The following is a 25,492-nucleotide window of genomic DNA, read 5'->3' as shown; positions in this document are numbered from 1 at the left end:
ATCTCCTACGTATAGATAATTTGGAAGTTTGCCACCTCTAATCAGGTGGCTTTTCTTATGGCATTTGCTGGAATTTCCATTTGACTTCAATTCAGAGTTGACGCAAAATAAGAGGGAGATGATGTAAATTTGAATTTTTCGGGGAGAATTGTACATGAATAATAAATCAGGTCGTCATTCCTTCCGAGAGCGACTGGATCATATGGTGGGTAAGATTCGTACGGATATCCTAAGTGGAGTGCTACAGCCAGGTGCTTATCTGCCAGCAGAGAGTATGCTAGCCAAGCAGTTTGAGTTAAGCAATAAATCGGTCAGAAGAGGGCTGGATGTGTTAGTCCAAGAAGGCCTTATCGTCAAAATCGACCGTGTCGGAAGCAAGGTTATGGAGTCCGTGCAGGAGAGAATTCGTATTCATTTTGGCTGCAGTGCCTCGCTGTCCAAGGACTTTCTGCTGGATGATCTAATTGGTGAATTTCATCGACTGCATCCCGGTATTCATATTCTTCCGCTGGCGCTAAATGATTTTGACCATGTGAATTCTGCCGTAGAGATGATCAATAATGGGATGCTTGATGCCGTATCGCTGAATAGCACGCAATTTCAGGAAATGGCTGAAAATGGCTCGGCTGAGCTGCTGGAATCGCTTGATCCTGATCCTGAATTATATCCAATTGCGACAGAAGCTTTCTATCATGAAGAACAGTTGTATGCTTATCCGATTTCCTTCTCCCCCGTGGTGCTGTGCTACAACAAGGCCCATTTTCGGGAAGCAGATCTTCCTGAGCCGGATAGCTATTGGACCTGGGATGACTTAATTGAGGCGGCTCGTCAGTTGGCAGAGAAACGTGGACGACATGCCATTTATTTTGTGCCTGCTTCCGAGAACCGTTATTCTGTATTCCTGCTGCAGAGCGGGATTCAAACCGTGGTAGACGGGACCGAGCACCGTACACTTAGTCCGGAGACGGCAAATAGTCTTAGTGTGTATAGTAGGCTCGTGAACAACCATCAGATTTTCCCTAAATATCTTGCTGGCAATCATGAAGATGAGACGATTTCTTTGTTTGTCCAAGAACAAGTTTCTATGATTCTGACGACCTTTTTTAATTTAAATGAATTCAAGGCGTTAACGCTGGACTATGATCTTGCTCCGTTACCTAGGCTGAAAACAAAAGATCCGCAGAAGACATTACTGGTCACGATCGGAGCGGCTGTGGTCGGGAATTCACGACAAAAGGAAGCGGCTCGTCAATTCGTTAACTTCCTTGCTTCCGTAGAAGCGCAGAAAATTATTCGGGAACGCACAGTAAGTATTCCAGCTCGAAAGCGGATCGCTGAGATGAGTACGGCGGATCATTTGAATCGTCCTTCGAGATATCTGATGTACAGAGAGCTATTTCCAACTTTCTCCTACCTTAAAGATTTAGGACTTTCTATAGCCGTTCTAAAAAGCTTTCGTAAATTGTTGAACGCTTATTGGTCAAAGATGATTGATGAGGAAACGCTTCATGAGGAATTGAGTCTCTTAATCTCGGAACAGGATGCTGCCGATCAGAAGGTTTAAAAGGTGTTTTTCTGCGAAGGCTGTTCTCTTTAGAATATCAGTAAAGCGTGATAATGGTGCTGGTGGGCCATTATTACGCATTTTTTTAAATAAAAGCAAGCAGAAGTTGTATATTGTGCCTAATCTGTATGAGATGAGAGATGGTTTATTTAAAGTGGTTAAATACGAGTGATTTTGTAAGCGTTTTCTATTAAATTTGAGGGATTTCAACATTTTGCGACAGGTACATGTTATATAAGATTACACTAATTAGAGATATTTCTTATTATTATATTGACATCATGTAGGCTGGAAAATATAATGAAATACATCAGATATATATCAGATTAGCGAAATAAGAGATCTGATACTCTGAAATGTAAATCAAAAAGAAGTCAGAACAGATGTTTTCCTCTAATTAAAGTAGAAAAAAGGCAGTTGAAAGGAGGATATTCCCTATAAAAGGTAATTTTCAGAGTGATTACTCATTTAAAAATTTATTAATGTATCGTTGATTCCTTCTGATTGATGTTAGTGAATATATCATAATGATTATCTTATTTTTTAGTTATTAATAGGGGGTTGAATTATGAATGTTGCTAAAAGGAAGTTAGTTCTGCTGCTGCCTGTCCTGTTGTCATTAGTTACACTCGTATCTGCTTGCGGCGGTTCGAATACTAAGACTGGCAATACCGCAGCTCCTACTGCGGAAGTTCAGAAGGCTACGCAAGCTCCCGCTAAGGAAGGTAAAACAGTAGGTGGTCTGCAGCTCCCGATTGTTTCAGATAAGCTTGAACTGTCACTTTGGTCACCCAGCGGCGGCAATTTCAGAGGAACTAATTTTAATGAGAAATTATCCTTTCAGCAAATGGAAGAGAACACTAACATTCATATTGACTTTCAGCATAGTACGGAAGCCAGTGCGGAAGCCTTTAGCCTATTGATGTCATCTGGTAAGCTGCCGGACATTATCTACAATGATCTATGGGGCACGGATTCCGGAAAATATGGCACACAAGGCGCGCTGCTTCCCCTGGAAGATTTAATTGAGAAAAACGCGCCAAACTTCAAGAAAATCCTCGACGACAACCCGGATATCCGGGGACAAATTACTTCGCCTGAAGGCCACATTTTTTACCTGCCTAATCTCGTTCTTGATTCACAGGATCTCACTCAAATGTTCCCGCAAGTACGGAAAGACTGGATCGATAAGCTGGGTCTGTCTATGCCGGAAACTACCGAAGATTGGTATAACATGCTCAAGGCTTTTAGGGAGCAGGATGCCAACGGAAACGGCAAGAAGGATGAAATTCCACTAGTCACAGTCAACTTGGAAAATATCATGATGTTATTCGCGCCTGCCTTTGGCGTCGATTACGGATTCTTCGTGGATAATGGCCAAGTAAAATATGGCCCGAATGATCCTAAATTCAAGGATGTCGTAACCTATCTGCACCGTCTTTACGATGAACAATTGCTTGACCCGAACTATCTGGTAGATACCACATTCCAGACGCTGACTGAGAAGGTGACTACCGATGTGGCAGGGGCATGGTTTGGCTGGTCTGGCTCCTACATGGGGAACTTTACTACCCTAATGGAGGGCAAACATCCAACCTTCAAAATTGCACCAGCCATTCCACCTAAAGGACCGAACGGTGATCAACGTCATGTCTCCTTCCGCTGGCAAGCAGCAGCACACGGATTAGCGGTTTCCTCGCGGACGGAACATCCTGAGGAAGTGATGAAATGGCTGGATTATCAATACTCAGAAGAAGGCATTCTGCTGAACAACTTTGGGGTTGAAGGCAAGTCATATGATCTGGTAAACGGAGAACCGATTTATAAGAAAGAAGTAACTCATCCGACCAATGGCCTCACAAATACGCAAGAGCTGCTGAACCATACGATCGGGGGCGGAAGCTGGGCTACGGTAGCGGATACCAGATATGCTGAACAAATCCGAGAAGCTAACGGGCAAACGGAGAATCCGCTCGAGTTATATAGTGACTATATCGATTTTGATAGCAAGTTGCCTCCAGTCCAATTCACAACAGAGGAAAACGATGTAGTTGTTCCTTTGATGGCCGATATTCAGACCTATGTAGCCGAAACAATCAATGCCATGATCATGGGGCGCCAAAAGATTGAGGACTATGACAAAGTAATGAAGCAACTTGAGAAGATGGGAATTAACGATGTGTTAAAAGAGTATCAGGTTGCATACGAGCGATTTAAAGGGAAATGATTCAGCTTGTGAGGAGGTTGTTGTGGGCCGAGCGGTTCAGAGAGTACTTTGTGACCGCTCGCCACATGACAGCTATGACTAACGCCAGTGTCCGGGAGAGGAGAACTATATGGCTGTACCTGTAAAAGTCGCTAAAGTTGAAAGCAGGAAGCTTCCGGTCAAGAGGAGTCCGATTCCCTGGAAGCGGATAGCCTCCAATCGCTATCTTTATCTCATGCTCCTTCCTACGGTTTTGTATTTTCTGATTTTTGAATACAAGCCGATGTATGGGGCGATCATTGCCTTTAAGAATTTCAACCCCTACTTAGGGATCACGGATAGTCCTTGGGTGGGCTTCAAGAATTTCGAGAAGTTTTTCGAAAGCTATTATTTTCTCAGACTGCTTAAAAATACCTTCTTAATGAGTTTCTACTCACTCATCTTCATTTTTCCTGCTTCACTTGCTTTTGCGCTGCTGCTCAATGAGCTGCGGCTCAAGAAGCTGAAGTCCTTTCTGCAGACCGTGTCTTATTTGCCGCATTTTATTTCGCTGATCGTCATCTGCGGGATGATTATTGATTTCACCAAGCCCGGAGGCATTATTAACAGCCTGTTGCTTGGCATCGGACTAATCTCGGAGCCTATTCAGTTCCTGATTCTGCCGGAATGGTTTCGAACGATCTATGTAGGTTCTGGTATGTGGCAGAGCCTGGGCTGGAACTCAATTATCTACTTAGCGGCGTTATCTGGCATCAATCCGAGCCTGTACGAGGCTGCAGTTGTAGATGGTGCAGGACGATGGAAGCAGCTAACGAATATAACGCTGCCTGGGATTTTGCCTACGGTGTTAATCCTCTTGATTCTGAATGTGGGTACCCTGCTGAATGTGGGCTGGGACAAAATTATATTGCTTTACAATCCTGGAACGTACGTCACTGCGGATGTTATTTCAACATTTGTTTATAGACGAGGTGTGATGGAAGCGAATTACAGTTTTTCTGCCGCGGTAGGATTATTCAATTCCATAATCAACTTCACATTACTCGTTCTAGCCAACCGTATCAGCCGGAAAACAACTGAGAGCAGCTTATGGTGAGCATAAGCTTCCGATGAGAGTTTTGTACGATTTTTAGGAGGGTAGACAATGGTTGTGAAACGCAGTATGGGTGAAATCATTTTCGACAGCTGCAATGTGCTGTTTCTGATCTTGTGTTCTTTCCTGTTCCTGTACCCGATGTGGTACGTGCTGGTCTCCTCATTCAGCGATGCTCATGCTATTGCTGCGGGGAAGGTAAGCTTCTTTCCAATCGGCTTTAATCTGGATGCTTACAAGCTGGTATTTGAGGATACGCGGGTATGGACGGCTTACGGAAATACTTTCTTTTATGTCATTGTCGGTACGTTAATTAATCTGGTACTAACTACACTTGGGGCTTATCCTCTGTCCAGAAAGAATCTGGAGGGGAGAAATGTCATTATGGCTTTCATTGTGTTCACGATGTTTTTCAGTGGTGGTCTAATTCCTGCGTATCTGAATGTCCGTGAGCTTGGCTTGTATGATACGCGGTGGGCGCTGCTGTTGCCTGGTGCGGTTAGTGCCTTCAATTTGATAGTGATGCGGACCTTTTTTCAGTCTATCCCTGATAGTTTGATAGAGTCTGCCAAGATAGACGGCGCTCACGATTTCAGAATTTTACTGCGGATCGTGCTTCCGCTCTCCATGCCGGTTCTGGCGGTGATGACCCTCTTCTATGCGGTAGGCCACTGGAACAGTTGGTTCTCGGCCATGATTTATTTACAGGATCGGAATTTGTTCCCGCTTCAATTGATATTGAGGGAAATCCTGATTCAATCCTCTGCGCAAAATATGCTGGCCGGCGTTACCCAAGATGAGGTGTTTCGTATTAGTGAATCTATTAAATTCGCTACGATTATCATTGCTACCGTTCCCATTCTAATGATCTATCCATTTTTGCAGAAATATTTTGTAAAAGGCGTAATGATCGGTGCGTTGAAGGAGTAACAGCGATAGAGAAGATGCTGCATGTGACGGAATTGTTTCTGAAGCAGTCGGGAGGAGAAGACATATGAAGGCGGTAATATCTCAGGAAGGACAGATTCGCATGTCGGATGTTCTGACACCAGTCATTGAAGATGGATTTGTACTAGTCCAGACTGAATATTCGGCGATTAGCCCCGGAACGGAAATGATGATGAATGGCCTGCACCGTACACAACAAATTGTACTTGGATACAGTGCAGCGGGTGTAATCCGAACACGTGGGAAAGGAATGGAACACTGGCCTGAGGGTCTTCGGGTAGCTTGTTACGGCGGACCTTATGCAAAGCATGCGGAATGGCTGCTAATGCCTCAGCATCTGATGGTGCCCATTCCTGACCATGTTAGTTCGGAGGAAGCATCAACAGTAGGACTTGGAGCCATTGCAGTACATGCGGTAAGGCAGGTTGCACCGCAGTTTGGGGAGACACTTGTCCTGATCGGTGCCGGAATTCTTGGGCAGTTGATTGCTCAAATTGCTAAGGCGGCAGGATGCCGGGTGATCGTCTATGATTTGCTTGCAGAGCGCTGTGAGATGGCTGAGCGCCTTGGAATTAGACATATCGCTACTAGCCCAGAGAAGGTTAAGGAACATCTTGCTAACCTGACGGAGGGCATGGGAGCGGATGCAGTCATCGTATGCGCAGGCGGTAAAACCGGAGACCTTATTGATCAAGCGCTAGAGTGGGTACGGGATCGCGGCAAGGTACTGTTGGTTGGAGATGTTAAGCCGGATTTCTCTCGTGATCTGATGTTCGGTAAGGAAGCCCAAGTGCTGATTTCTAGAGCCGGAGGTCCCGGACGATATGATCCTATCTATGAGCGGAAGGGGATTGATTATCCTTACGGCTACGTGCGGTGGACGGAAGGGCGTAATATGGCTGAATATATTCGGTTAATTTCTGAAGGGGACATTCAGGTGAAGCCGTTGATTAGCGCGATATTCCCGGTTGAACGCTGTGAAGAAGCCTTTCGGCGTTATGCAGAGGATCCAGTGGATCTGTTGGGAGCAGTATTAGCTTATCCTGCGGCAGTTTCAGGGGGAGATGCGAAGGTTAAGGAACAGCTGACGAAAGAAGGCGGAAGCAGATGAAGGCGCTGCGGATCGGTGAGCCACTGAACGGTCTGGCGGTTTGGGCCTCAGCTTATGGAACATGGCAAGGGGCAGACCGGATCTACGCTGTTTCTTCCGGGAGTCCTTGCATCTTATTTGTTCTAGACCCGAGCGGTGAACAAGCGGTGGAACGGTATGCGCTGGAAGGCTCGGATCATTGCTGGGGTGTAGTCTTAACAACCAGCGGAGTGTATATCGGGGGAAGCGGCATTTTGTACAGGTACACTCATGAGAATGGTGTGGAGAACCTGGGTGAGATGATTCCCGGTGAATTCTATACGTGGCGGTTGGTAGCAGATACGCAAGGCAGGATCTATGGGGGATGTTATCCTGGGGGGAAAGTGTTCCAGTATGACCCAGCGACAGGAGTGTTTAGGGATTATGGTGCTATGGTAGCTGGAGAACAGTATGCGCGTTCTATGGAAGCATGGAACGGTAAGCTCTATGTGGGAGTTGGTACACAAGCCCCGCATATTGTTGTACTGGATACGGAGACGGGAGAACGCTCGGAAATCAGGCTGCCAGATGAATGTAAAAGCGAGCAACTGGTGTATGACTTGAACATCGTTCAGGGCAAGCTTTTTGCTCGAATTACACCGTCTGCACGGTTGTGCATTTATGATCTGGAACTGCAGGAGTGGGGAGACACTGTGGATCATGTGAGTGGACTTAGTGTTTCGCCGCCGGATGAGCTGGGAAATGTGTATTTCATTAAAGATGACTATTTGCAGCGTTATGATGTCCGGACTGGAAGCCTGTTCGTTACTTCTCTAGCTATGCCGGAGCCGGCAGGTGATTATGGCTGGCTGAATAACCATACTCTAAATCGGAAAGAGTGCTGCTTAACGGGTGTATACAGGGACGGGAGTTGCTGGATTTACGATCCGGCGACGGATCGGTATACGGTCAAGGACTTCGGTCTGCAAGGTCAATCGGTCCATTTGCAGTCTATGACCTATGGACCTGATGATGCTCTCTACATCGGAGGGTATTTCGCAGGTGGGCTGTCCAGATTCGATAAGGCAGCCGACGAGATCATTTCATATCGGGGCATTGGTCAGACGGAAGGTATGCTTGCTGGGAGCGATTGTCTTTATCTAGGTGTATATCCGCGAGCGAATATTTTCAAATATGACCCGAATGAAGATTGGAAGCCGGGAGAGAATCCAGAGCTGCTATTTTCCTTACAGGAAGAGGAGCAGGACCGCCCTTTTGCTTGGGCTTGGGCAGGAGAAGAGCTGGCAATTGGAACGGTTCCTTCCTATGGTCGGCATGGAGGAGCGTTGACACTGTACAATCCTGCGAGCGGTGTGCGTGAGGTGTTTAGAAATCTTTTGCCGCAGCAGAGTGTAGTGTCCCTTGTCAGTAGTGATCAGCTGTTGTTTGCTGGAGGGTCCGTCTGGGGTGGACTTGGGATTGCTCCTCAGCGTGCGTATGCCTCTCTAATGATTTGGGATCTAGAGAAGCGCTGCAAAGTATGGGAAGGTGTACCGGTACAAGGGGAAAGGGCAATTTCTGCTTTGGTTCTAGATGATGCAGGGCATCTTTGGGGTTTGACGGGGGGACTGTTATTTCGGTTCGATCCACAGCTTAAGCAAACTATAAAGACTTACTCATTGTTCCCCATGGACTGGAATGTAGTGACTCATTTTTGGCGCAGTGGTAATGAACTGCTTTATAAGGAAGGCATGTTGTACGGCGTGTCGATGAATCGCTTGTTCAAGTTTAATATGCGGAATGAGGAGCTTGAGGTGTTGGATGACGATGCGCGGCTACTGGCAATCGACCGTGAGGGTGATTTATTTTTTGCAAGAACTACAGCATTGTATCGGATGTACAAGTAAGGTCTGCACTATCCTTGGCGAAGGGTGAGGGATGATGAGAATCTTATATTTTTATAAATTCTGTATTCTAGGTGGGGTTACCACTCAACTTGCACATAGATTCAAATTTTTGCGGCACCACTCGGAAGTACATTTTGCTTTTTTGGAAGATTACGGCGGGGCAAGCGCTTTTGATGGATACGAGCATGTCCGAATTCTGGGGACAGTTGAAGAAATTAAGAGCTACATGGAAGTCTATGATTTCGATGTCATTATTACTATTGATACTTACGAGCTGTATGAAGCACTTGGGCCTGTACAAGAGGGAAAGGTTATTATTCATGAGGTACATACCACCTATTCCGAACCCTTACAGAAGTTGGCAGCAACGAAAGATAGTTTGCCTTTTCACTATGTGATCACTCCCTCCGCTTACATGAAGGATTATTTGGACGGTATCGGCATAGCGGGTGCTTATCATATTAATAATTGCCTGGATACCGATTTGTTCCGATATGAAGCGGGTATTGAGCAGGAGCCTGCCACTATTTTGTGGGTGGGTAAACTGGATGATCACAAGAACTGGTCGTCCTATTTGAACATTGCTGGAATGCTGAATGCCAAGATGCCAGAGCTGCAATTTATGCTTGTTGGAGGTTATACTGCTCCCGATGAGATCAAGAAACAGCTGATGGTAAAGGTAGAACAGCAGGGGGTTAAGCATTTCAAGTGGATTCCCAAAGTGGACTACGATGAGATGCATCGCTATTATTCATCGGTTGCGCAGAATGGTGGGTTATATATTAGTACCACGACCAATGAATCTTTTGGGATGACCGTACTGGAGGCGATGGCCTGCAGGTGTCCGGTAGTGGTTCCGCGTGTAGGGGCGTTGCCGGAATTATTGGATGGTCCGTTAAGTGTTTCCCTATACGAATCAGGCAATGAAGAGGAGTGTGTGGACAGATTGAGCGCACTGCTGGAGCAGAATAGTCTGAGGGAAGGCTTGAAGTCATTGGGAGAACAGAAAGCTAGAACTACTTACAGCATCGAACAAGTGGGAAAAGAATACATGGAACTACTTGAGCGATTCAGAGAAGAACGTTTAATTCTTAAATAAGTAGATCACTCCATGGGGCTGTCAACCGAATAAGAGGTGTTGTTGAAATGGAAGAGCTGCAGATCGGTATGGTAGGAATGGACACTTCGCATAGCAGGATTTTCGCGGCGCTGCTAAATGATGAATCTCATCCGCTTTATATTCCGGGTGGCAGGTTACACTGCGGTTATCCGGGGGGTTCTCTTGATTTCGAGCTAAGCTATTCACGTGTGAGACCGATTAGCAGTGAATTGCAGGAGCGCTATGGGGTTGAATTGCTCGATTCTATAGAAGAAGTTGCGGAGAGATCCCATGCGATTCTATTGACTTCTGTAGATGGGAGAGTGCACAAGGAACAATTTGCGGTGCTGGCTCCTTACGGAAAGCCGGTATTCATTGACAAGCCGTTAGCGGTTTCTTCTGAAGATGCGAAGATGATTGTGGAATTGGCGGAGAGGTATGGAACGCCATTTTTCTCCAGCTCTATGCTACGTTTCGGTGGACCACTGGTAGCCCTCTTAGAGGATGAAAGTGCAGGTGCTATTCTAGGTGCGGATTGTACTGGACCACTCGATCTACAGCCGACACAACCGGGGTTATTCTGGTATGGCATACACGCTGCTGAGATGTTATATGCCGCCCTTGGAGAAGGTTGCCATTGCGTACGTGCCGTCAGTAACGATACGCAAGAATGGGTAGTCGGCCAGTGGAAGGACGGGCGAATCGGGACGATCCGCGGAAACCGTACAGGCGGCTCTGATTTCTATATCGTATTGCATCGTGAACGAGGGAGTAACGGAATTAACGCGCTCGGAGCAAATTACAACGCAGGACACCAGCAATTACTGAAGAAATTTATAGCTATGGCGCGAGGGGACTCTCCACCGGTACGATCTTCCCTAACACTAGAGTTGATTCGCTTCATCGAAGCGGCCAACGAAAGTCGGGTAAGCGGTGCTGATGTTCGTCTGTAAAGGAAAGCACAATCTGAAAGGAGTGTAGTGTATTGATTAGGACAGCAGTGATTGGATGCGGTGGCATGGGAACTGTTCATGCGGATCGTTACAAGTCCATGCCCGAAGCTGAGCTTGTCGCCGTATGTGACATCGTTGAAAAAGCCGCTGAGGTGCTAGGAACTTTAGTGGGCGTTAGCTATTTTACATCTGTACAAGAAATGCTCGAGCAGGTAAAGCCAGCGGTGGTCAGTGTTGCTGTGCCGACCTATTTGCATGTAGAACTGGTACGGATTGCGGCTTACCATGGTGCGCATGTGATCTGTGAGAAGCCGCTCGCACTCACTTCGCAGGAAGCGGAAGAAGCAATTCGTTACTGCAACGAGCGCGGTGTACATTTGTTTGTGGGCCATGTCGTTCGTTTCTTTCCTTCTTACAGACAGCTTGCGGAGGGAATAACGCAGCTTGGCAGTGTTCAAGGCGGAATATACCATGCTAAACGGGCGGGTTCACATCCCGGAAACGTGCAAGCGTGGTTTCGGGATCCATTTCTTAGCGGTGGCGTCATTATGGATTTAATGATTCACGACATTGACTACATTCGTGGGGCTTTTGGTGAAGCCCGTGAAGTATATGCGTTCCAGCACCAGTCGGAAGACATAAATTATGCTTCAGCCACTTTCCGGTTCAAGAATGGAACCATTGCACAGCTTGAAGCATTTTGGGGGTATCCAGGGTCGTTCCACTCCTCTTTTGAATATGCGGATGCGGAAGGAATCATCTCAGGCGGGACCGGGGATGGCGAAAGTCTACATATTCGCAAGTCGATAACGACGGGCTCTACATCGGGATTTGTGGAGACACCTTCGAGTGTGCTGCTGAAGGACCCGTATTATTTGGAACTGGAGCATTTTCTAAGCTGTCTAACAAGTGGGGAAGAGCCGATAGTCACTGCACAGGATGCGCTGGAAGCTGTACGCTGGGCTGAAGCCGCTCAGCAATCGGCAATGACCCATCAACCGGTGAAGCTTGAAGTGAAGGGGGATATTTAATGAGCCGTTTGAATATTGGCATGATCAGTTTCGCGCATGCGCATGCTTTTGACTATTTGGCAAGTTTACTGCACATGTCTGAAGTGACGGTCAGTGGAATTGCTGATGAGGTGCCAGAGCGCACACAGGCGCTCGCAGAACGTCATTCGATTCCCTATTATGCTAACTACAAGGAACTTCTGGAAGATGCGAATATAGATGCCGTAATTATTTGCTCGGAAAATGTCTATCATGCTGAGCTAACCATCGCTTCAGCCCGAGCGGGCAAGCATGTACTGTGCGAGAAGCCGCTAGGTCTGTCAGTGGAAGAAATGCAACGCATGATTTCGGTCTGCTCTGAAGAGGGAGTACAGCTTATGACAGCCTTTCCTTGCCGCTTCCTCACTCCGGTTGTTCGGGCTAAGGAATCACTAGATCGCGGCGATATTGGTGAAATTATTGCTTTTAAAGGAACTAACAGAGGTTCTTTTCCGGGACCTAGATGGTTCTCTGATGAAGCCCTATCGGGAGGCGGTGCTGTTCTAGATCACACTGTGCATGTGATGGATCTGATGAACTGGTTCTCCGGTTCTTCTGTAGAACAGGTGTATGCCTATGCGGATACCTTATTTGATGCAGAGCGCAAGCGGACGATCGATGATGCTGGAATGGTGCATGTAACTTTTGAGAATGGTGTGTTCGGAGTGCTGGATCCTAGCTGGTCACGCAATCCCGGCTTCCCCATATGGGGGGATGTGACCCTAGAAATCATTGGAACTAAAGGTGTCATCTCCATAGATGCTTTTAACCAAAAAAACAATGTATACGGAAGAGCATCTGGCAAAGGGAACTGGTCCTTCTGGGGAGATGACATGAATGAACTGATGCTAAAGGCTTTTGTACAGGCGCTTCTAGAAGGGGTGGAGGTACCGATTTCAGGAATAGATGGACTCCGATCCACAGAGGTTGCACTTACTGCTTATCAATCTGCTCATGCAGGCCAACCCGTGCGTTTAATTAAATGAGGATGCTGTAAGTACAAAACTTTGAGGAGGATGGAACCGCCTATGAAGGATCAGGAATTGTTCGATAGCATGTGTGAAAAGCTCTACTCTGCGGTAATCTCTGACACGTTGGATCAATTGGGCTATCGTAATCAGGTGATGCGGGAAAATATCAACCCGATAGATCCTACCTGGATCGTTGCCGGAAGAGCAAAGACCATTCTGTCTGTGGATATTCATCATTTGCCGGAAGATCCGTACACGAAGGAGATTGAGGCGGTGGACAGCGTTAAGCCCGGTGAGATTGTCATCGGCTGTACGAATGAATCGCGGCAGAACGGACTGTGGGGAGAGCTATTGTCTACGGCTTCCAAAATGAGAGGTGGCCGCGGAGCCATTGTAGATGGACTAATCCGTGATACTGCTAAAATTCTGGAGCTTGGTTTTCCTGTCTTTGCTACCGGGACCAAACCTGTTGATTCTCAAGGTCGTGGAATTGTTATCGACTATGACATTCCGGTGCTATGCGGTGGCGTAATGGTCCATCCCGGAGATGTAATCTTTGGTGATCGTGATGGTATCGTTGTGATTCCGGGCGCCATCATCGATGAAGTGTTCCAATTAGCTATGGATAAGGTGACTCGCGAGAATCATACACGGGATGAACTGCTCGAAGGATATACCTTGCGGCAGGTCTACGATAAATATGGTGTGCTCTGAACAAGATCCGAGGGAGTGATGTACATGAGGCTGGCTGGCAAAAGAGCATTGGTCACAGGTGCAGCAAGAGGAATTGGACTGGGGATCGCCCATCGATTTCTGGAAGAAGGCGCTCAGGTGGTGTTGCTGGACCGAAGTGAGGGGGAGCTTCTTATTGCACTTGAAACCTTGAAGGATTATGGTGAAAAAGCTGCAGTAGAGATATGTGATCTTCGCGATGTCTCACAGTTAGAACAATCTGTTGCCCAAGCCTTTGAAAGGTTCGGTGGGATAGATATTGTAGTGAACAATGCCGGAATCGCCTTTCGTGAACACTTTCTCGACATCTCGGTTGAGCATTGGAATGCAGTATTTGATATCAACGTAAGGGCGGTTTATTTAATAGGTCAGCTTGCAGCGAGACAAATGATTTCTCAGGGTGGCGGAGGCGCCATTATAAATACGAGTTCCAAAAATGGTCTATCAGCAAGCTCGGAGCTCGCGCATTACAATGCTTCTAAGGCTGCTGTTATACTGCTAACGGAATCGATGGCAGTGGAGCTGGCGGCTTATGGTATCCGGGTAAACGCAGTAGCACCGGGATTTGTGGATACACCCCTCGACCGCAAGCTGCGCGAAGCTTCGAAGCTCCCGGCTTATTCGGAGCATACACCGATGAAGCGGGCGGCAACGATAAGGGAAGCTGCCAATGTATTTCTTTTTCTGGCTTCTGATGAAGCCTCCTATGTAACGGGAGAAACCATTCGTGTGGATGGTGGACATTTGGCTAATGGTAGTGAGCTGTAAATAGAAGAAGGAGTGAACGTATTGGAAATTACAGAAGTTCAGGCAGAATTGATGATTGATGCTCAGGCTGAGCTTGGTGAAGGGCCGCATTGGGATGCCGAATCCAAACAGTTGTATTGGGTCGATATAACGGGTAAGAAGCTTAGAATATACGACCCGATCACTGGTGGTGAAGTAGTTCGCTCTTTCGACCAAATGGTCAGTGCAGTTATTCCTACGACAACAGGAGGACTTCTATTGGCTATGGAGGATGGGGTCTACCTTTCTCAAACTGAAGGATCTCCGGTGCTGCTGACTTCAATAGAAGCGGATCTTCCACGCAACAGAGCAAATGATGCCAAATGCGATCGACAAGGCCGACTGTGGGTGGGGACGATGAGTATGGATGATGAGCCGAAAGACGGAGGCTTCTATGTCGTGGAGTCTGGCGGCTTCGCTCGCCAAGTGTTATCTGGCATCGGCTGTTCGAATGGTATGGCTTGGGATTATTCGCACAGCAAGATGTATTACATTGATACGCCGACTAGGCAAGTGGATGTATTTGATTACGAGGAAAAGTCTGGAAGGATAAGTAACCGAAGATTAGCATTCCGAATTCCTACAACAACTGGCTATCCGGACGGAATGACAATAGATAGTGAAGGCATGCTTTGGGTCGCCCACTGGGGCGGCGGCTGTGTATCACGATGGAACCCGGAGACGGGTGAGCAGCTTGGACTCATTCGAGTTCCAGCACCACTGGTGACCTCGTGTACTTTTGGAGGCAGTGATCTAACGGAACTCTACATTACAACTGCAAGGATAGGGATGCACGAGAAAGAGTTACGTGATTATCCGTTTGCAGGCGGTTTGTTTATGGCTAAGCCCGGGATGACTGGCTTGTTGCCGGGAAACTTTCAGGCTAAGGAGTAGGAAGAGGAGGCAAAGCGATGCGACTCAAAGATAAGATCATCATAATAACCGGAGCTGGCTCGGGAATTGGAAAAAGCACGGCTGCTTTATTCGCTTCAGAAGGAGCGACAGTAATCATTGCCGATGTCCAAGAGGATTCAGGAAAAGCCGCTGTCACTGAAATAGAGGCGACGGGTGGAAATGCGATGTTCATACCCTGTGATGTAACCGATGCTAGCAGTACTACCGTGATGGCTGATCAAGTCTTTAATACTTTTGGATGTATCGATGTGCTCTTTAATAATGCAGGAATCAGTGGCGTGGGTGCGGTACATGAGGTTTCCGAGGAAGTATGGGAGAGGGTCATGCGGGTTAATGTGACGGGTGTGTTCTTAACCTGCAAGGCTGTCCTCCCTTATATGATGAAGACCAAGAAGGGTTCTATCATTAATATGTCCTCTGGCATCGCCGAAATCGGAGTCGCAGAGCGAGCTTCCTACAGTGCTTCTAAGGGAGCTGTTCTATCTTTAACTAAAGCAATGCAGGTTGATTATGCACCTTACGGCATTCGTGTAAATGCGCTGCTACCAGGTACGATTATGACTCCGTTTGTAGAAGGTTATTTGAAGACTTCTCTGGATCCAGAGGCTTCGGTTGCGGCCATTAAGCGTAGACAGCTTAGCGGTGAGCTTGGCAAACCTGAGGATGTGGCACGAGCTGCACTATTTCTAGCTTCCGATGAGTCCGGGTTTGTAATGGGTTCGCCGCTATATGTGGATGGTGGCCTTGTCTTCGGAAAAAATGCATAAAGTGAAGGAGAGTTTTATAGATGAGGCTAGTTACCTTTTTGCAAAAAGAAGATGATCATATGGGCGTTCTAACCGACCATGGTGTGGTGGATATTGAGGCGGCACAGACTGCATTATCCACTCGGACGGAGGTTCCAGTAACGGTTAAGCAATTGCTTGATGGTGGGGAGGATGCACTTAACCAACTGAGGATTTTTGTGAATGAGCTGCCTGAAGGAGAAGTGAATCCATCCTGGCTGAAGCAGGAAGATGAATTAGCATTCGGTCCCTGTGTTACTGATCCTGGAAAAATCATCTGTATTGGCCTTAATTATCGCCGGCATGCGGAAGAGACTGGGATGGCCATTCCGGAATATCCCATCTTGTTCAATAAATTTAACAATACACTAACTGGACATGGCTCAGAAGTTCCGCTTCCGAGGAACAGCCAGAAGGTGGACTACGAGGCAGAGCTTGGCATCGTCATCGGACGAACCGCGAAATATGTGACGGAGGAAGATGCACTGGATTATGTCTTCGGGTATTGTACGGCTAATGATTTGTCGGCGCGAGATTTACAGATGCGGACGAGTCAATGGCTAGCGGGAAAGTCTTGCGATAAATTTTCACCCATTGGGCCTTACTTAGTCACTGCGGATGAAGTAGGCGATCCCAATCAGCTCGATATTCAGTGTACGGTGAATGGTGAACTGCGTCAGAACTCCAACACTTCGGACATGATTTTTAATTGCAAACAGATTGTCAGCTATGTATCCCAGTGTATGACGCTTTCGCCGGGGGATATTATCCTGACTGGAACACCAGAAGGCGTAGTGATGGGTTACCCTCCAGAGGATCAGGTCTATTTGCAAGCTGGTGATGTGGTCACGGTGCAGATTGAGAAGCTTGGTGCCATTACAAATACGATGGTTAGCGAATAGGAGGGAGTAGGGATGATCTTCGATTGTCATACCCATTTGTTTGGACCGGGAATGGTTTCGGGACCTACGGATGAGGCGATCAAACGGGCTTGGGGACCGGATATGAATATCGAAGCAACCCCCGAGCAACATCGTAGTAATTTGGAAGGATTCTCTGGTGCAATCGTATTGGCCATGGCAGCGCATGCAACGGGACTGGTTGTGCCGAATGCTTATGTCGCAGATTACTGTCGCACGGATCCGGATCGATTATTCGGTTTTGCGAGTGTAGATCCCAATCATCTGGATTGTGTTACTGAATTTGAGACTGCGATCCGTGAGATGGGATTAAAAGGGCTGAAGCTTGCGCCTATCTATCAGAACTTTTATCCTGATGATCCCAGGCATTATGCCCTCTATGCCAAAGCAGAACAGCTAGATGTACCTATTCTTTGGCATCAAGGAACCTCTTTTGTACCGGAGGGTTATCTGGATGCATCAAGGCCGGCGATGCTGGACCCGATTGCCCGTGCTTTTCCGAAGCTGAAGATGATTGTGGCACATATGGGTCATCCATGGATTGATGAATGTATTTCATTGGTGCGCAAGCATCCTAATCTGTATATGGATGTTTCTGCTTTAGGAAGTAGACCTTGGCAATTTTACAATGCACTGGTGTCTGCGATGGAATATGGAGTTCAAGATAAAATATTGTTTGGGTCGGATTATCCGTTCTTTGGGACACAGAAGATGCTAGATGCTCTGTACCATATCAATGATCTAGTGGAGGGAACGAAGCTGCCACAAATACCGCAAAAATATATTGAGGACATAATACATCGTCTAACACCGGAAATTATTGGTTTTATCTAAAACATTTATGCTTGGTCTATAAGCGAGGTTGTTAAAAGGAGATGGGGTCATGGCGGAGTGCAGGGACAGCGAGGAGAGTGTGGCTGAATCAGGCGGTAAGTTGAAGAGCGAGGCTTATTTTCAGGAAAAAGATCTATGGGGATTTATCCATCGTTCCTTCACGAAGTCTATGGGATACACCGAAGAAGATCTCCGCAAGCCAGTGATCGGCATTTGCAACACGTTTAGTGAGCTGAATAAATGCCATTCCCATTTTAATGAATTGGTGGATTACGTGAAGCGTGGTGTTTGGCAGGCAGGGGGAGTGCCGATGGAATTCCCGACGATTTCGATTGGTGAGCCTTATGTGAAGCCTACAACGATGCTGCTGCGTAATTTGATGGCAATGGATACGGAAGAAATGATGAAGGGGCATCCCATTGACGGGGTAGTGCTTCTTGGGGGTTGCGATAAAACGGTACCCGCTCAGCTGATGGCAGCCGCTAGCGCCAATATTCCAGCCATTGTATTGACAGGTGGCCCTATGCTAAATGGCCGATTGGGCGGGCGTAGCCTTGGAGCGTGCACGGATTGTTATGGCTTTACGCTGGAGCATAAAGCCGGAAATATAAGTGACGAAGAGCTGGCTGTTGCAGAGAATGCAATTTGCCGTAGTGACGGTCACTGCATGGTGATGGGTACAGCAAGCACGATGGCCTCGATCGCCGAAGCGATCGGCATGGCGTTACCGGGCTGTGCGGCTATTCCGGCGCCGGACAGCAGACGCAGGCATATGTCCGAGCGAACGGGCAAGCAGATCGTAGAGCTGGTTCGCCAGAGCATTCGTCCCCGCGACATCATGACTGCAGCGGCGATAGAGAATGCGATCACAGTTACGATGGCGAGCGGCGGATCGACGAACGCTATCATCCATCTTATAGCGATCTCCCAGCGGCTGGGGATGAAGCTGCCTTTAGAGACATTTGACCGGATCAGTAGTCAGACCCCGTTTATTTTGAACCTGCGTCCTTCGGGCAAATATCAGATGGAGGAGTATTTCGAGGCAGGTGGTGTACCCGCGCTGATGAAGGAGCTGGAGCTGCTGCTGCATGGGGATTGTTTGACTGTAACAGGCAGAACGGTTGCAGAAAATCTGGTTCAGGCGGCAACACTTGACGGAGATGTGATTCGTACCTTGGAGGAGCCACTCGACAGCCAAGGTGGAATTGCTGTGTTGCGCGGGAATCTGGCGCCGGATGGGGCGCTGATCAAGCAAACCGCTGTATCCGCTCATCTCAAAAAGCATATCGGACGCGCAGTAGTGTTCGAGAGCCCGGCCGATCTAAATAAGCGGATCGATGATCCTGATCTGGTCGTGGATGAGAACAGTGTGCTAGTGCTTAAAAACGCAGGTCCCAAGGGTGCTCCAGCGATGCCGGAGATCGGGCAAATCCCGATTCCACAAAAGCTGCTGAAGCAGGGCATACGCGACATGGTACGCATCTCAGACGCGCGGATTAGCGGTACTTCCTATGGCGCATTGATTGTACATGCGGCGCCGGAAGCTGCTGTTGGTGGTACGCTGGCGCTTGTGCAGGATGGCGACGAAATTGAGCTGGATATTTCCGCGAGGCGCTTGGAGCTGAAGGTGTCGGATGAAGAATTGGCACGACGTAGGGTCTCATGGCAAGCGCCGAAGCCGCACTACGACAGAGGGTATGGCTTGCTGTTTCATGAGCGTGTGCTTCAAGCGAATCTCGGTTGTGACTTTGACTTTCTTCTCCCTGTTGAGCTTAGAGAAGAGTTGCTGAGCGAGAGGGAATCGGTGCACTCGAAATAAAAGCCGAGACTGAAATAATCCAATGCTTGTGAAGATAAAATAGCTGCACTTTATACAACTACAGTATATCGTAATCGTCTCATTTGGACTTTAATTGCACTTCATACAGTTAAATCTTATCAAATCGCTGTTTTTAGCCTCATTTTGGATTATTAATTGCAGATAGTACAACTAAATTGCCATCTACGGGAACAGGAGTTGATATAAGTGTACGAAATACACTTATATCGCACGAATCGTACGTGTCGCGCATGTCGCAAATATCGCACGAATTGTACGTATCTGCGGCTTCGGAAGCGGCTATCGGAGGAATTGCGACCTTGTGCAGGATGGCGACGAAATTGAGCTGGATATTTCCGCGAGGCGCTTAGGGCTGAAGGTGTTGGAAGAGAATGAGGCCAAGCGGCGGATTACAAGGCAAGCGCCTAAGCTACACAACGACAAAAGTTAGTATGAGTTTACTAGATTGTCTGACTGAACTGGATAGGCTGGACTGAGCTTGGTCTATTGCTTTGATTGATTTGAAAGAGATGATTGCTTTGCTTTGAGTGATTGCATTTTATGCAATAGATTCCGCTCTAGAGTGGATGGATTTTGATTCTATTGCACTTTGTGCAATGAAATTTCAGATAATCACCACTAAACGAGCTTATAGCAGGAATCTGATGTATGAAGTGCAATAGATTCATTTTTTAGCGATGAATTTGGAAATTCTATTGCACATTCTGCAACCAGGGAGTTAGTTTTCGATTGTAGCAAGCTGGTTTGTGAATGTAGCTAGTTAGTTTTCGATTGTAGTTAGCTTGGTTTCCGATCACAACAAGCTAGTTTCTAATCTCAGCTAGCCTGGCTTTCAATTACAGCTAGCAACGTGTCCGATTATACCAAGCTATGAGGTCTTTTGTGGTAAAAGCAACAAACTTGAGTCAATGGAGAGGAGAGTTCAATGATGCGAACCGTTCAAGAGTTGGAGGAGCGCTTGGCAAGTCCATCGGCAGCCCTGATTGAGGAACTTAGCCAGCTCGATGGAGATATTATGCTACTAGGCGTGGGGGGCAAGATGGGACCCAGTCTCGCAAGGCTAGCGGTGAATGCAATTCGCCAAGCGGGGCTAGACAAGAAAGTTATCGGCGTTTCCCGCTTCTCGAATAAGGAGCTGAGACGAGAGCTTGAAGAGGCCGGGGTCGAGATTATCTCCGCCGATTTGTCTGACGATAAGGCGCTGCAGGCACTCCCTGAAACCCAAAATATTCTCTATATGGCCGGGAATAAATTCGGCACGACCGGGAATGAACATTTCACTTGGATGATGAATGCCTATCTACCGGGCCGCGTTGCGGAACGGTTCCGTAATTCACGAATGGTTGTATTCTCGACAGGCAACGTTTACCCTTTTACTCCGGTCAGCCAAGGAGGCGCAACGGAAAGAACTTCTCCGAACGCGAACGGGGAGTATGGGCAATCCTGTCTGGGCCGTGAGCGTATATTTGAACATTTCTCTCATAAAAATGGAACGCCGATGTTCATTTATCGGCTGAATTACGCCATTGATCTGCGGTATGGTGTGTTATTGGAGCTTGCTCGATCGGTCAGGGAGGGACTTCCCATTGATATCACAATGGGTCATGCCAATGTGATCTGGCAAGGGGATGCGAATGAAATCGCATTGCGAGCACTGCTGCGTTGCAGTTCGCCGCCTAATGTCATGAACATTACTGGGCCTGAGACATTGTCCCTGCGCTGGGCTGCGAATGAATTCGGCCGAAAGTTAGGCGTTGAGCCGATTTTTACAGGTGCAGAAGCACCTACTGCACTGCTAAGTAATGCAGCGAAAGCAGCTGCCACCTTTGGCTATCCGCGGGTATCGCTGGCCGAAATGATCGACTGGATTGGCGATTGGGTAGGGCAAGGCGGAGAAACCTGGAATAAACCCACGCATTTTCAGGAGCGGGAGGGCAAATATTAATGACACTGACAAGAGTACCTTTGACTTCGGAATTACATGCCGCGCTTCATGATGGGTTGGCTATTCCCGCACATCCTCTCGCCTTAACTAAAGAGCGCAAGCTGGATGAGCGACGTCAACGGGCACTTACCCGATATTATGTTGCTTCCGGGGCGGGTGGAGTCGCGGTTGCCGTGCATTCTACTCAATTCGAGATCAGGGATCCAGAAGTAGGGCTGCTGGAACCTGTGTTACGTCTAGCTGCGGAAGAGGTGGAGCTTGCCCAGCTAAATCGGCCATTCATGAAAGTAGCGGGTATTTGCGGTGGGACGGAGCAGGCTGTTCTTGAAGCGCGCCTTGCTGCAAGCTTTGGTTATGAATCAGGACTGCTCAGTATGGGAGGCTTGCAAGACTTAAGCGAGGAAGAACTGCTGGAACGAACACGCAGAGTGGCGGATGTGATTCCGGTATTTGGTTTCTACCTTCAGCCGTCGGTGGGAGGACGGATTTTAAGTTTTGATTTTTGGAAGGCATTTGCTGAAATAGAAGGCGTAATCGCCATCAAAATGGCACCGTTCAATCGTTATCAGACGCTGGATGTAGTCAGAGCAGTGCTTGAATCCAGCCGTAGCGAAGAAATTGCTCTGTACACCGGAAATGACGATAATATTGTCAGCGATCTGCTCACGACCTTCCGATTTATGGTGAACGGCAAGCCCGTTGAGAAAAAAATAGTCGGCGGCCTACTCGGTCACTGGGCAGTCTGGACGAGCAAAGCAGTACAGCTGCTTAATGAGATTAAAAAGGTCAGAAGTGAACCCTCGTTGGCATCCGATTGGTTGACGCTTGGGGCTGAAGTGACGGATAGCAATGCGGCGATATTTGATCCCGCGCATCATTTTCATGGCTGTATCCCGGGTATTCATGAAGTGCTTCGCCATCAAGGATTGCTTGAAGGCTTATGGTGTCTAAATCAGGAGGAACGATTATCCCCGGGGCAAGTGGAGGAAATCAACAGAGTGCGCAGAGACTATCCCCATCTAGTGGATGATGGATTTGTGGCATCGCATTTGGAAGATTGGCTGCAATAACACGTAGTTGTATAAGAGTTAAGGAGGGCGCACTTTCGACAAGTGCGTTCTTTCTTATCCAGAGTGCGATATCCTCCGCCTCATGATACAATAAGGGACAAGTTTATAAGGATGAGGTGACTTTAATTGAAGTATGATTTCGATCGCGTAATTGACCGCCGTAATACACGTTCTTACAAGTGGGACCAGTCCGAAAAGTTGTTTGGTGAGAAGGATATTATGCCACTTTGGGTGGCAGACATGGATTTTGAAAGTCCTCCTGCAGTGAAGGAAGCGATTCTGCGCCGCGCAGAACAAGGGGTTTACGGATACAGTGTACCTAGTGACTCTTATAAAGAAGCTATCACGTCGTGGTTTAGAAGACGGCATGATTGGGAAATTAAACCGGAATGGATTTCGGATTCTCCCGGAATCGTAACCTCCTTAAGTTTTGCTGTAGAGCTGTTTACCGAGCCGGGGGACGAGGTTATTTTGCAGTCGCCAGTCTATTATCCCTTCTATGACGTCATCCAAATGAATGATCGCAAGGTCGCCAAGAATCCGCTTGTTATTCGTAATGGACGCTTCGAGATGGATTATGAGCAATTGGAAGGGCTGATGCAAGGTGGAGCCAAGCTGCTGCTTTTATGTAGTCCGCATAATCCGGGTGGTAGAGTATGGGAAAGAGAAGAGCTGCTGAAGCTTGGTGAGCTCTGTCTGCGTTATGGAGTGACCGTAATCTCTGATGAGATTCATTGTGATTTGGCGCTTCCAGGTTATGAGCATATCCCTTTTGCATCCTTATCTGAGGAAATTGCGAATATTACACTAACCACACTTGCCGCGACCAAAACCTTCAATCTACCGGGGTTACAATCTTCTTTTATCGTTTCTTCCAATCCGGAATTGAAGCTTAAATTTGATCGAAAAATGAAAGCCTTGAGTTTACATATGGCTAGCTACTTCGCCCAAGGTGCAGTAGAAGCTGCCTATAATGATGGAGAAGAATGGTTGGATGAGCTTTTAGAGTACGTGTCCGGTAATGTGGACTATGCGATTAGCTATCTGTCGGAGCATTTGCCGCAGGTCCAAGTGATGCATCCGCAAGGCACATACCTGCTATGGGTTGACTGTCGCGGTCTGAATCTGGATATAGATGGACTTAAACAGCTGATGTACAAAGAGGCTAAAGTTGCTTTTAATGAAGGCTCTGTCTTTGGAATTGAGGGACAAGGTCATCTGCGGATCAATCTGGCTTGTCCTAGATCTATTCTAGTTGAAGCGTTAGATCGCTTTTGCCGAGCAGCTCTAGCTTATACTGCGAAATAAAAGGTAATTACTGAAGCTTGATGATTCCTTCTAAGGGGATCGTCGAGCTTCTTTATTTTGCAAAAAGGTAAAAAGAATAATAAAATGGAGTCCATTACGTCAAGCAGGAGGACTTCAAATGAAATGGGTAGCTCAGCTTCCGTATTATAAGATACAGCGAGAAATTAAGGATGGAGAACAACGAAGTATTACATGCAATCGCTTAATGTATTTGTACAAAGATAGAGTCGTGACTCGTCATCGTGAATTTCCAATAAAAGATATTTTAGATATGTCCTATCGCTCAATGGGAGGTTCAGAGGGGATGTTCTATCTGTACACGAGTAAGGGTGTATATACTTATTTGGTAGAGTGTGATCCTGAAAGCTTTATTGATACTTTTAAAGAACAGCAAATGAATAAAATTGAGCGTACGGGTAGGCCGTGATATGATAATCCATACGACATTGCAGGGTGGGAGAGAACATAAATGAGCAAAACACGAATTATTATTGATGCAGACACAGGAATTGATGACGCACTGGCAATTCTATATGCCTTACGCGCTCCAAACGTAATTGTAGAAGGAATTACAACCGTTTTTGGGAATATTGATGTCGACAAGGCGGCGGACAATTCACTGCGACTGATTGAGCTTGCTAAGCCTGGTTATGAGATTCCTGTAGCTATTGGAGCATCCAAGGCACTTGTTCGTGAGCACTCAGGCTACGCCACTCATGTGCATGGTGAGAACGGTATTGGTAATGTGGAAATTGCTCCATCCAGCCAGCGTCCCATTAGCGAAACTGCATCTGAGTTTATTGTTCGGATGGCTAATGAGAATCCCGGAGAAATTGTATTAGTTACACTGGCACATCTAACCAACCTTTCGATGGCGCTTGATATGGATCCTGGTATTAAGAATACTTTGAAAAAAGTAGTAGTGATGGGCGGTACGATCTTCAATCCCGGCAATAGAACACCGGTTGCAGAAGCGAATATTGCTGGAGACCCTGAAGCTGCAGATCATGTATTTACATCTGGACTTCCCGTTATGATGGTGGGTTTAGACGTTACGCTTAAGACGCGGATTACCCAAGAGCATATCGATTTGTTAAACCGTTTTGGACGTGAAGAGAATAAAGCGATCATTTCGTTTATGGAACAATCGCTCACTCATTATTTTAATTTCTATCGTGAAGCGAACTTTTTGATTAACAGTGCACCGCTGCATGATCCGCTCGCGCTTATGGTTGCGCTGCAACCAGATCTAGTAACCTATAAAGAAATGAATGTTCGTGTGGAGCACAAAGGTGAGTTTACATCGGGAATGGTCGTAGCGGATTTGCGGGCTCAGCCAAAAGTGGGTAAACCCATACAAGTTGCTGTGGATGTAGATGTTGAACGAGCAGTGGGAACCTTTTTGAGCGTGTTTATGTAATTTTGTCGACCTCTACTAATATGAAAAATAATTTCGAAGCTCATAGATGACAATCTATTAATTTTACAATTGGATAAT

General features: G+C 47.1%; 23 protein-coding genes. All 23 read left to right on the top strand.

The genetic code is table 11. From position 1 onward, the window contains the following. Positions 1–154: 154 nt before the first annotated feature. The 23 genes from ACQKMP_RS04825 (at position 155) to ACQKMP_RS04715 (ending at position 25,414) form a co-directional block, all read left to right on the top strand. Complete coding sequence (locus ACQKMP_RS04825; protein ID WP_339246772.1) at positions 155–1,564, top strand: extracellular solute-binding protein; 1,410 nt, start codon at positions 155–157, stop codon at positions 1,562–1,564. Positions 1,565–2,132: 568 nt separating this feature from the next. Beyond that, positions 2,133–3,791, top strand: a complete 1,659-nt coding sequence (locus ACQKMP_RS04820; protein ID WP_379422245.1) for an extracellular solute-binding protein — start codon at positions 2,133–2,135, stop codon at positions 3,789–3,791. A 109-nt stretch (positions 3,792–3,900) separates the two neighbouring features. Continuing rightward, on the top strand, positions 3,901–4,866 hold the full coding sequence (locus ACQKMP_RS04815) for an ABC transporter permease (RefSeq protein ID WP_081951079.1): 966 nt from the start codon (positions 3,901–3,903) through the stop codon (positions 4,864–4,866). 48 nt (positions 4,867–4,914) lie between these two features. Further along, positions 4,915–5,793 carry a carbohydrate ABC transporter permease gene (locus ACQKMP_RS04810; protein WP_042126182.1) on the top strand — a complete coding sequence of 293 codons (879 nt, stop codon included), beginning with the start codon at positions 4,915–4,917 and terminating at the stop codon, positions 5,791–5,793. A 64-nt stretch (positions 5,794–5,857) separates the two neighbouring features. Beyond that, complete coding sequence (locus ACQKMP_RS04805; RefSeq protein ID WP_427468911.1) at positions 5,858–6,922, top strand: zinc-dependent alcohol dehydrogenase; 1,065 nt, start codon at positions 5,858–5,860, stop codon at positions 6,920–6,922. Continuing rightward, positions 6,919–8,787: a WD40 repeat domain-containing protein gene (locus tag ACQKMP_RS04800; protein ID WP_427468910.1), complete on the top strand. Its 1,869-nt coding sequence runs from the start codon at positions 6,919–6,921 to the stop codon at positions 8,785–8,787. Before ACQKMP_RS04805 ends, ACQKMP_RS04800 begins: the two co-directional genes overlap by 4 nt. Positions 8,788–8,818: 31 nt before the next feature. Then, on the top strand, positions 8,819–9,886 hold the full coding sequence (locus ACQKMP_RS04795; protein WP_427468909.1) for a glycosyltransferase family 4 protein: 1,068 nt from the start codon (positions 8,819–8,821) through the stop codon (positions 9,884–9,886). 47 nt (positions 9,887–9,933) lie between these two features. Then, the gene (locus ACQKMP_RS04790; protein WP_042186716.1) at positions 9,934–10,839 is read left to right on the top strand and encodes a Gfo/Idh/MocA family protein; all 906 of its coding nucleotides are present in this window, start codon (positions 9,934–9,936) and stop codon (positions 10,837–10,839) included. A gap of 32 nt (positions 10,840–10,871) precedes the next feature. Then, positions 10,872–11,870 (top strand): Gfo/Idh/MocA family protein, encoded by a 999-nt coding sequence (locus tag ACQKMP_RS04785; RefSeq protein WP_231573416.1) that lies wholly within the window; start codon positions 10,872–10,874, stop codon positions 11,868–11,870. Then, positions 11,870–12,874 carry a Gfo/Idh/MocA family protein gene (locus ACQKMP_RS04780; RefSeq protein ID WP_042186718.1) on the top strand — a complete coding sequence of 335 codons (1,005 nt, stop codon included), beginning with the start codon at positions 11,870–11,872 and terminating at the stop codon, positions 12,872–12,874. Before ACQKMP_RS04785 ends, ACQKMP_RS04780 begins: the two co-directional genes overlap by 1 nt. A 42-nt stretch (positions 12,875–12,916) precedes the next feature. Continuing rightward, the gene (locus ACQKMP_RS04775) at positions 12,917–13,573 is read left to right on the top strand and encodes an RraA family protein (protein ID WP_052404229.1); all 657 of its coding nucleotides are present in this window, start codon (positions 12,917–12,919) and stop codon (positions 13,571–13,573) included. A 24-nt stretch (positions 13,574–13,597) separates the two neighbouring features. Continuing rightward, positions 13,598–14,359, top strand: coding sequence for an SDR family NAD(P)-dependent oxidoreductase (locus ACQKMP_RS04770; protein ID WP_427468908.1), 762 nt, complete (start codon positions 13,598–13,600; stop codon positions 14,357–14,359). Between the two features lie 21 nt (positions 14,360–14,380). Beyond that, positions 14,381–15,271, top strand: coding sequence for an SMP-30/gluconolactonase/LRE family protein (locus ACQKMP_RS04765; protein WP_427468907.1), 891 nt, complete (start codon positions 14,381–14,383; stop codon positions 15,269–15,271). 17 nt (positions 15,272–15,288) lie between these two features. Beyond that, positions 15,289–16,059 (top strand): SDR family NAD(P)-dependent oxidoreductase, encoded by a 771-nt coding sequence (locus tag ACQKMP_RS04760; RefSeq protein WP_427468906.1) that lies wholly within the window; start codon positions 15,289–15,291, stop codon positions 16,057–16,059. 20 nt (positions 16,060–16,079) lie between these two features. Further along, on the top strand, positions 16,080–16,979 hold the full coding sequence (locus ACQKMP_RS04755) for a fumarylacetoacetate hydrolase family protein (RefSeq protein ID WP_341061700.1): 900 nt from the start codon (positions 16,080–16,082) through the stop codon (positions 16,977–16,979). 12 nt (positions 16,980–16,991) lie between these two features. Continuing rightward, complete coding sequence (locus ACQKMP_RS04750) at positions 16,992–17,831, top strand: amidohydrolase family protein (RefSeq protein ID WP_427468905.1); 840 nt, start codon at positions 16,992–16,994, stop codon at positions 17,829–17,831. A gap of 49 nt (positions 17,832–17,880) precedes the next feature. After that, on the top strand, positions 17,881–19,650 hold the full coding sequence (locus ACQKMP_RS04745) for an IlvD/Edd family dehydratase (protein ID WP_427468904.1): 1,770 nt from the start codon (positions 17,881–17,883) through the stop codon (positions 19,648–19,650). 322 nt (positions 19,651–19,972) lie between these two features. Then, positions 19,973–20,101, top strand: coding sequence for a hypothetical protein (locus ACQKMP_RS04740; RefSeq protein ID WP_427468903.1), 129 nt, complete (start codon positions 19,973–19,975; stop codon positions 20,099–20,101). Positions 20,102–20,599: 498 nt separating this feature from the next. Further along, positions 20,600–21,616 (top strand): NAD-dependent epimerase/dehydratase family protein, encoded by a 1,017-nt coding sequence (locus tag ACQKMP_RS04735; RefSeq protein WP_427469212.1) that lies wholly within the window; start codon positions 20,600–20,602, stop codon positions 21,614–21,616. Next, positions 21,616–22,686, top strand: coding sequence for a dihydrodipicolinate synthase family protein (locus tag ACQKMP_RS04730; protein WP_379422217.1), 1,071 nt, complete (start codon positions 21,616–21,618; stop codon positions 22,684–22,686). Before ACQKMP_RS04735 ends, ACQKMP_RS04730 begins: the two co-directional genes overlap by 1 nt. A 126-nt stretch (positions 22,687–22,812) precedes the next feature. Beyond that, positions 22,813–23,994, top strand: a complete 1,182-nt coding sequence (locus ACQKMP_RS04725) for a MalY/PatB family protein (protein ID WP_427468902.1) — start codon at positions 22,813–22,815, stop codon at positions 23,992–23,994. A gap of 118 nt (positions 23,995–24,112) precedes the next feature. Continuing rightward, a complete protein-coding gene (locus ACQKMP_RS04720) occupies positions 24,113–24,421 on the top strand; it encodes a hypothetical protein (protein ID WP_042186739.1) in 309 nt (102 codons plus the stop codon). 42 nt (positions 24,422–24,463) lie between these two features. Further along, the gene (locus ACQKMP_RS04715) at positions 24,464–25,414 is read left to right on the top strand and encodes a nucleoside hydrolase (protein WP_042186741.1); all 951 of its coding nucleotides are present in this window, start codon (positions 24,464–24,466) and stop codon (positions 25,412–25,414) included. Positions 25,415–25,492: the final 78 nt, after the last annotated feature.

The organism is Paenibacillus sp. NPDC101420 (assembly GCF_050277435.1).
Taxonomy (GTDB): Bacteria; Bacillota; Bacilli; order Paenibacillales; family Paenibacillaceae; genus Paenibacillus_AQ.
The sequence above is the reverse complement of the archived record's forward strand: the minus strand, read 5'-3'. Positions and strand labels throughout refer to the sequence as shown.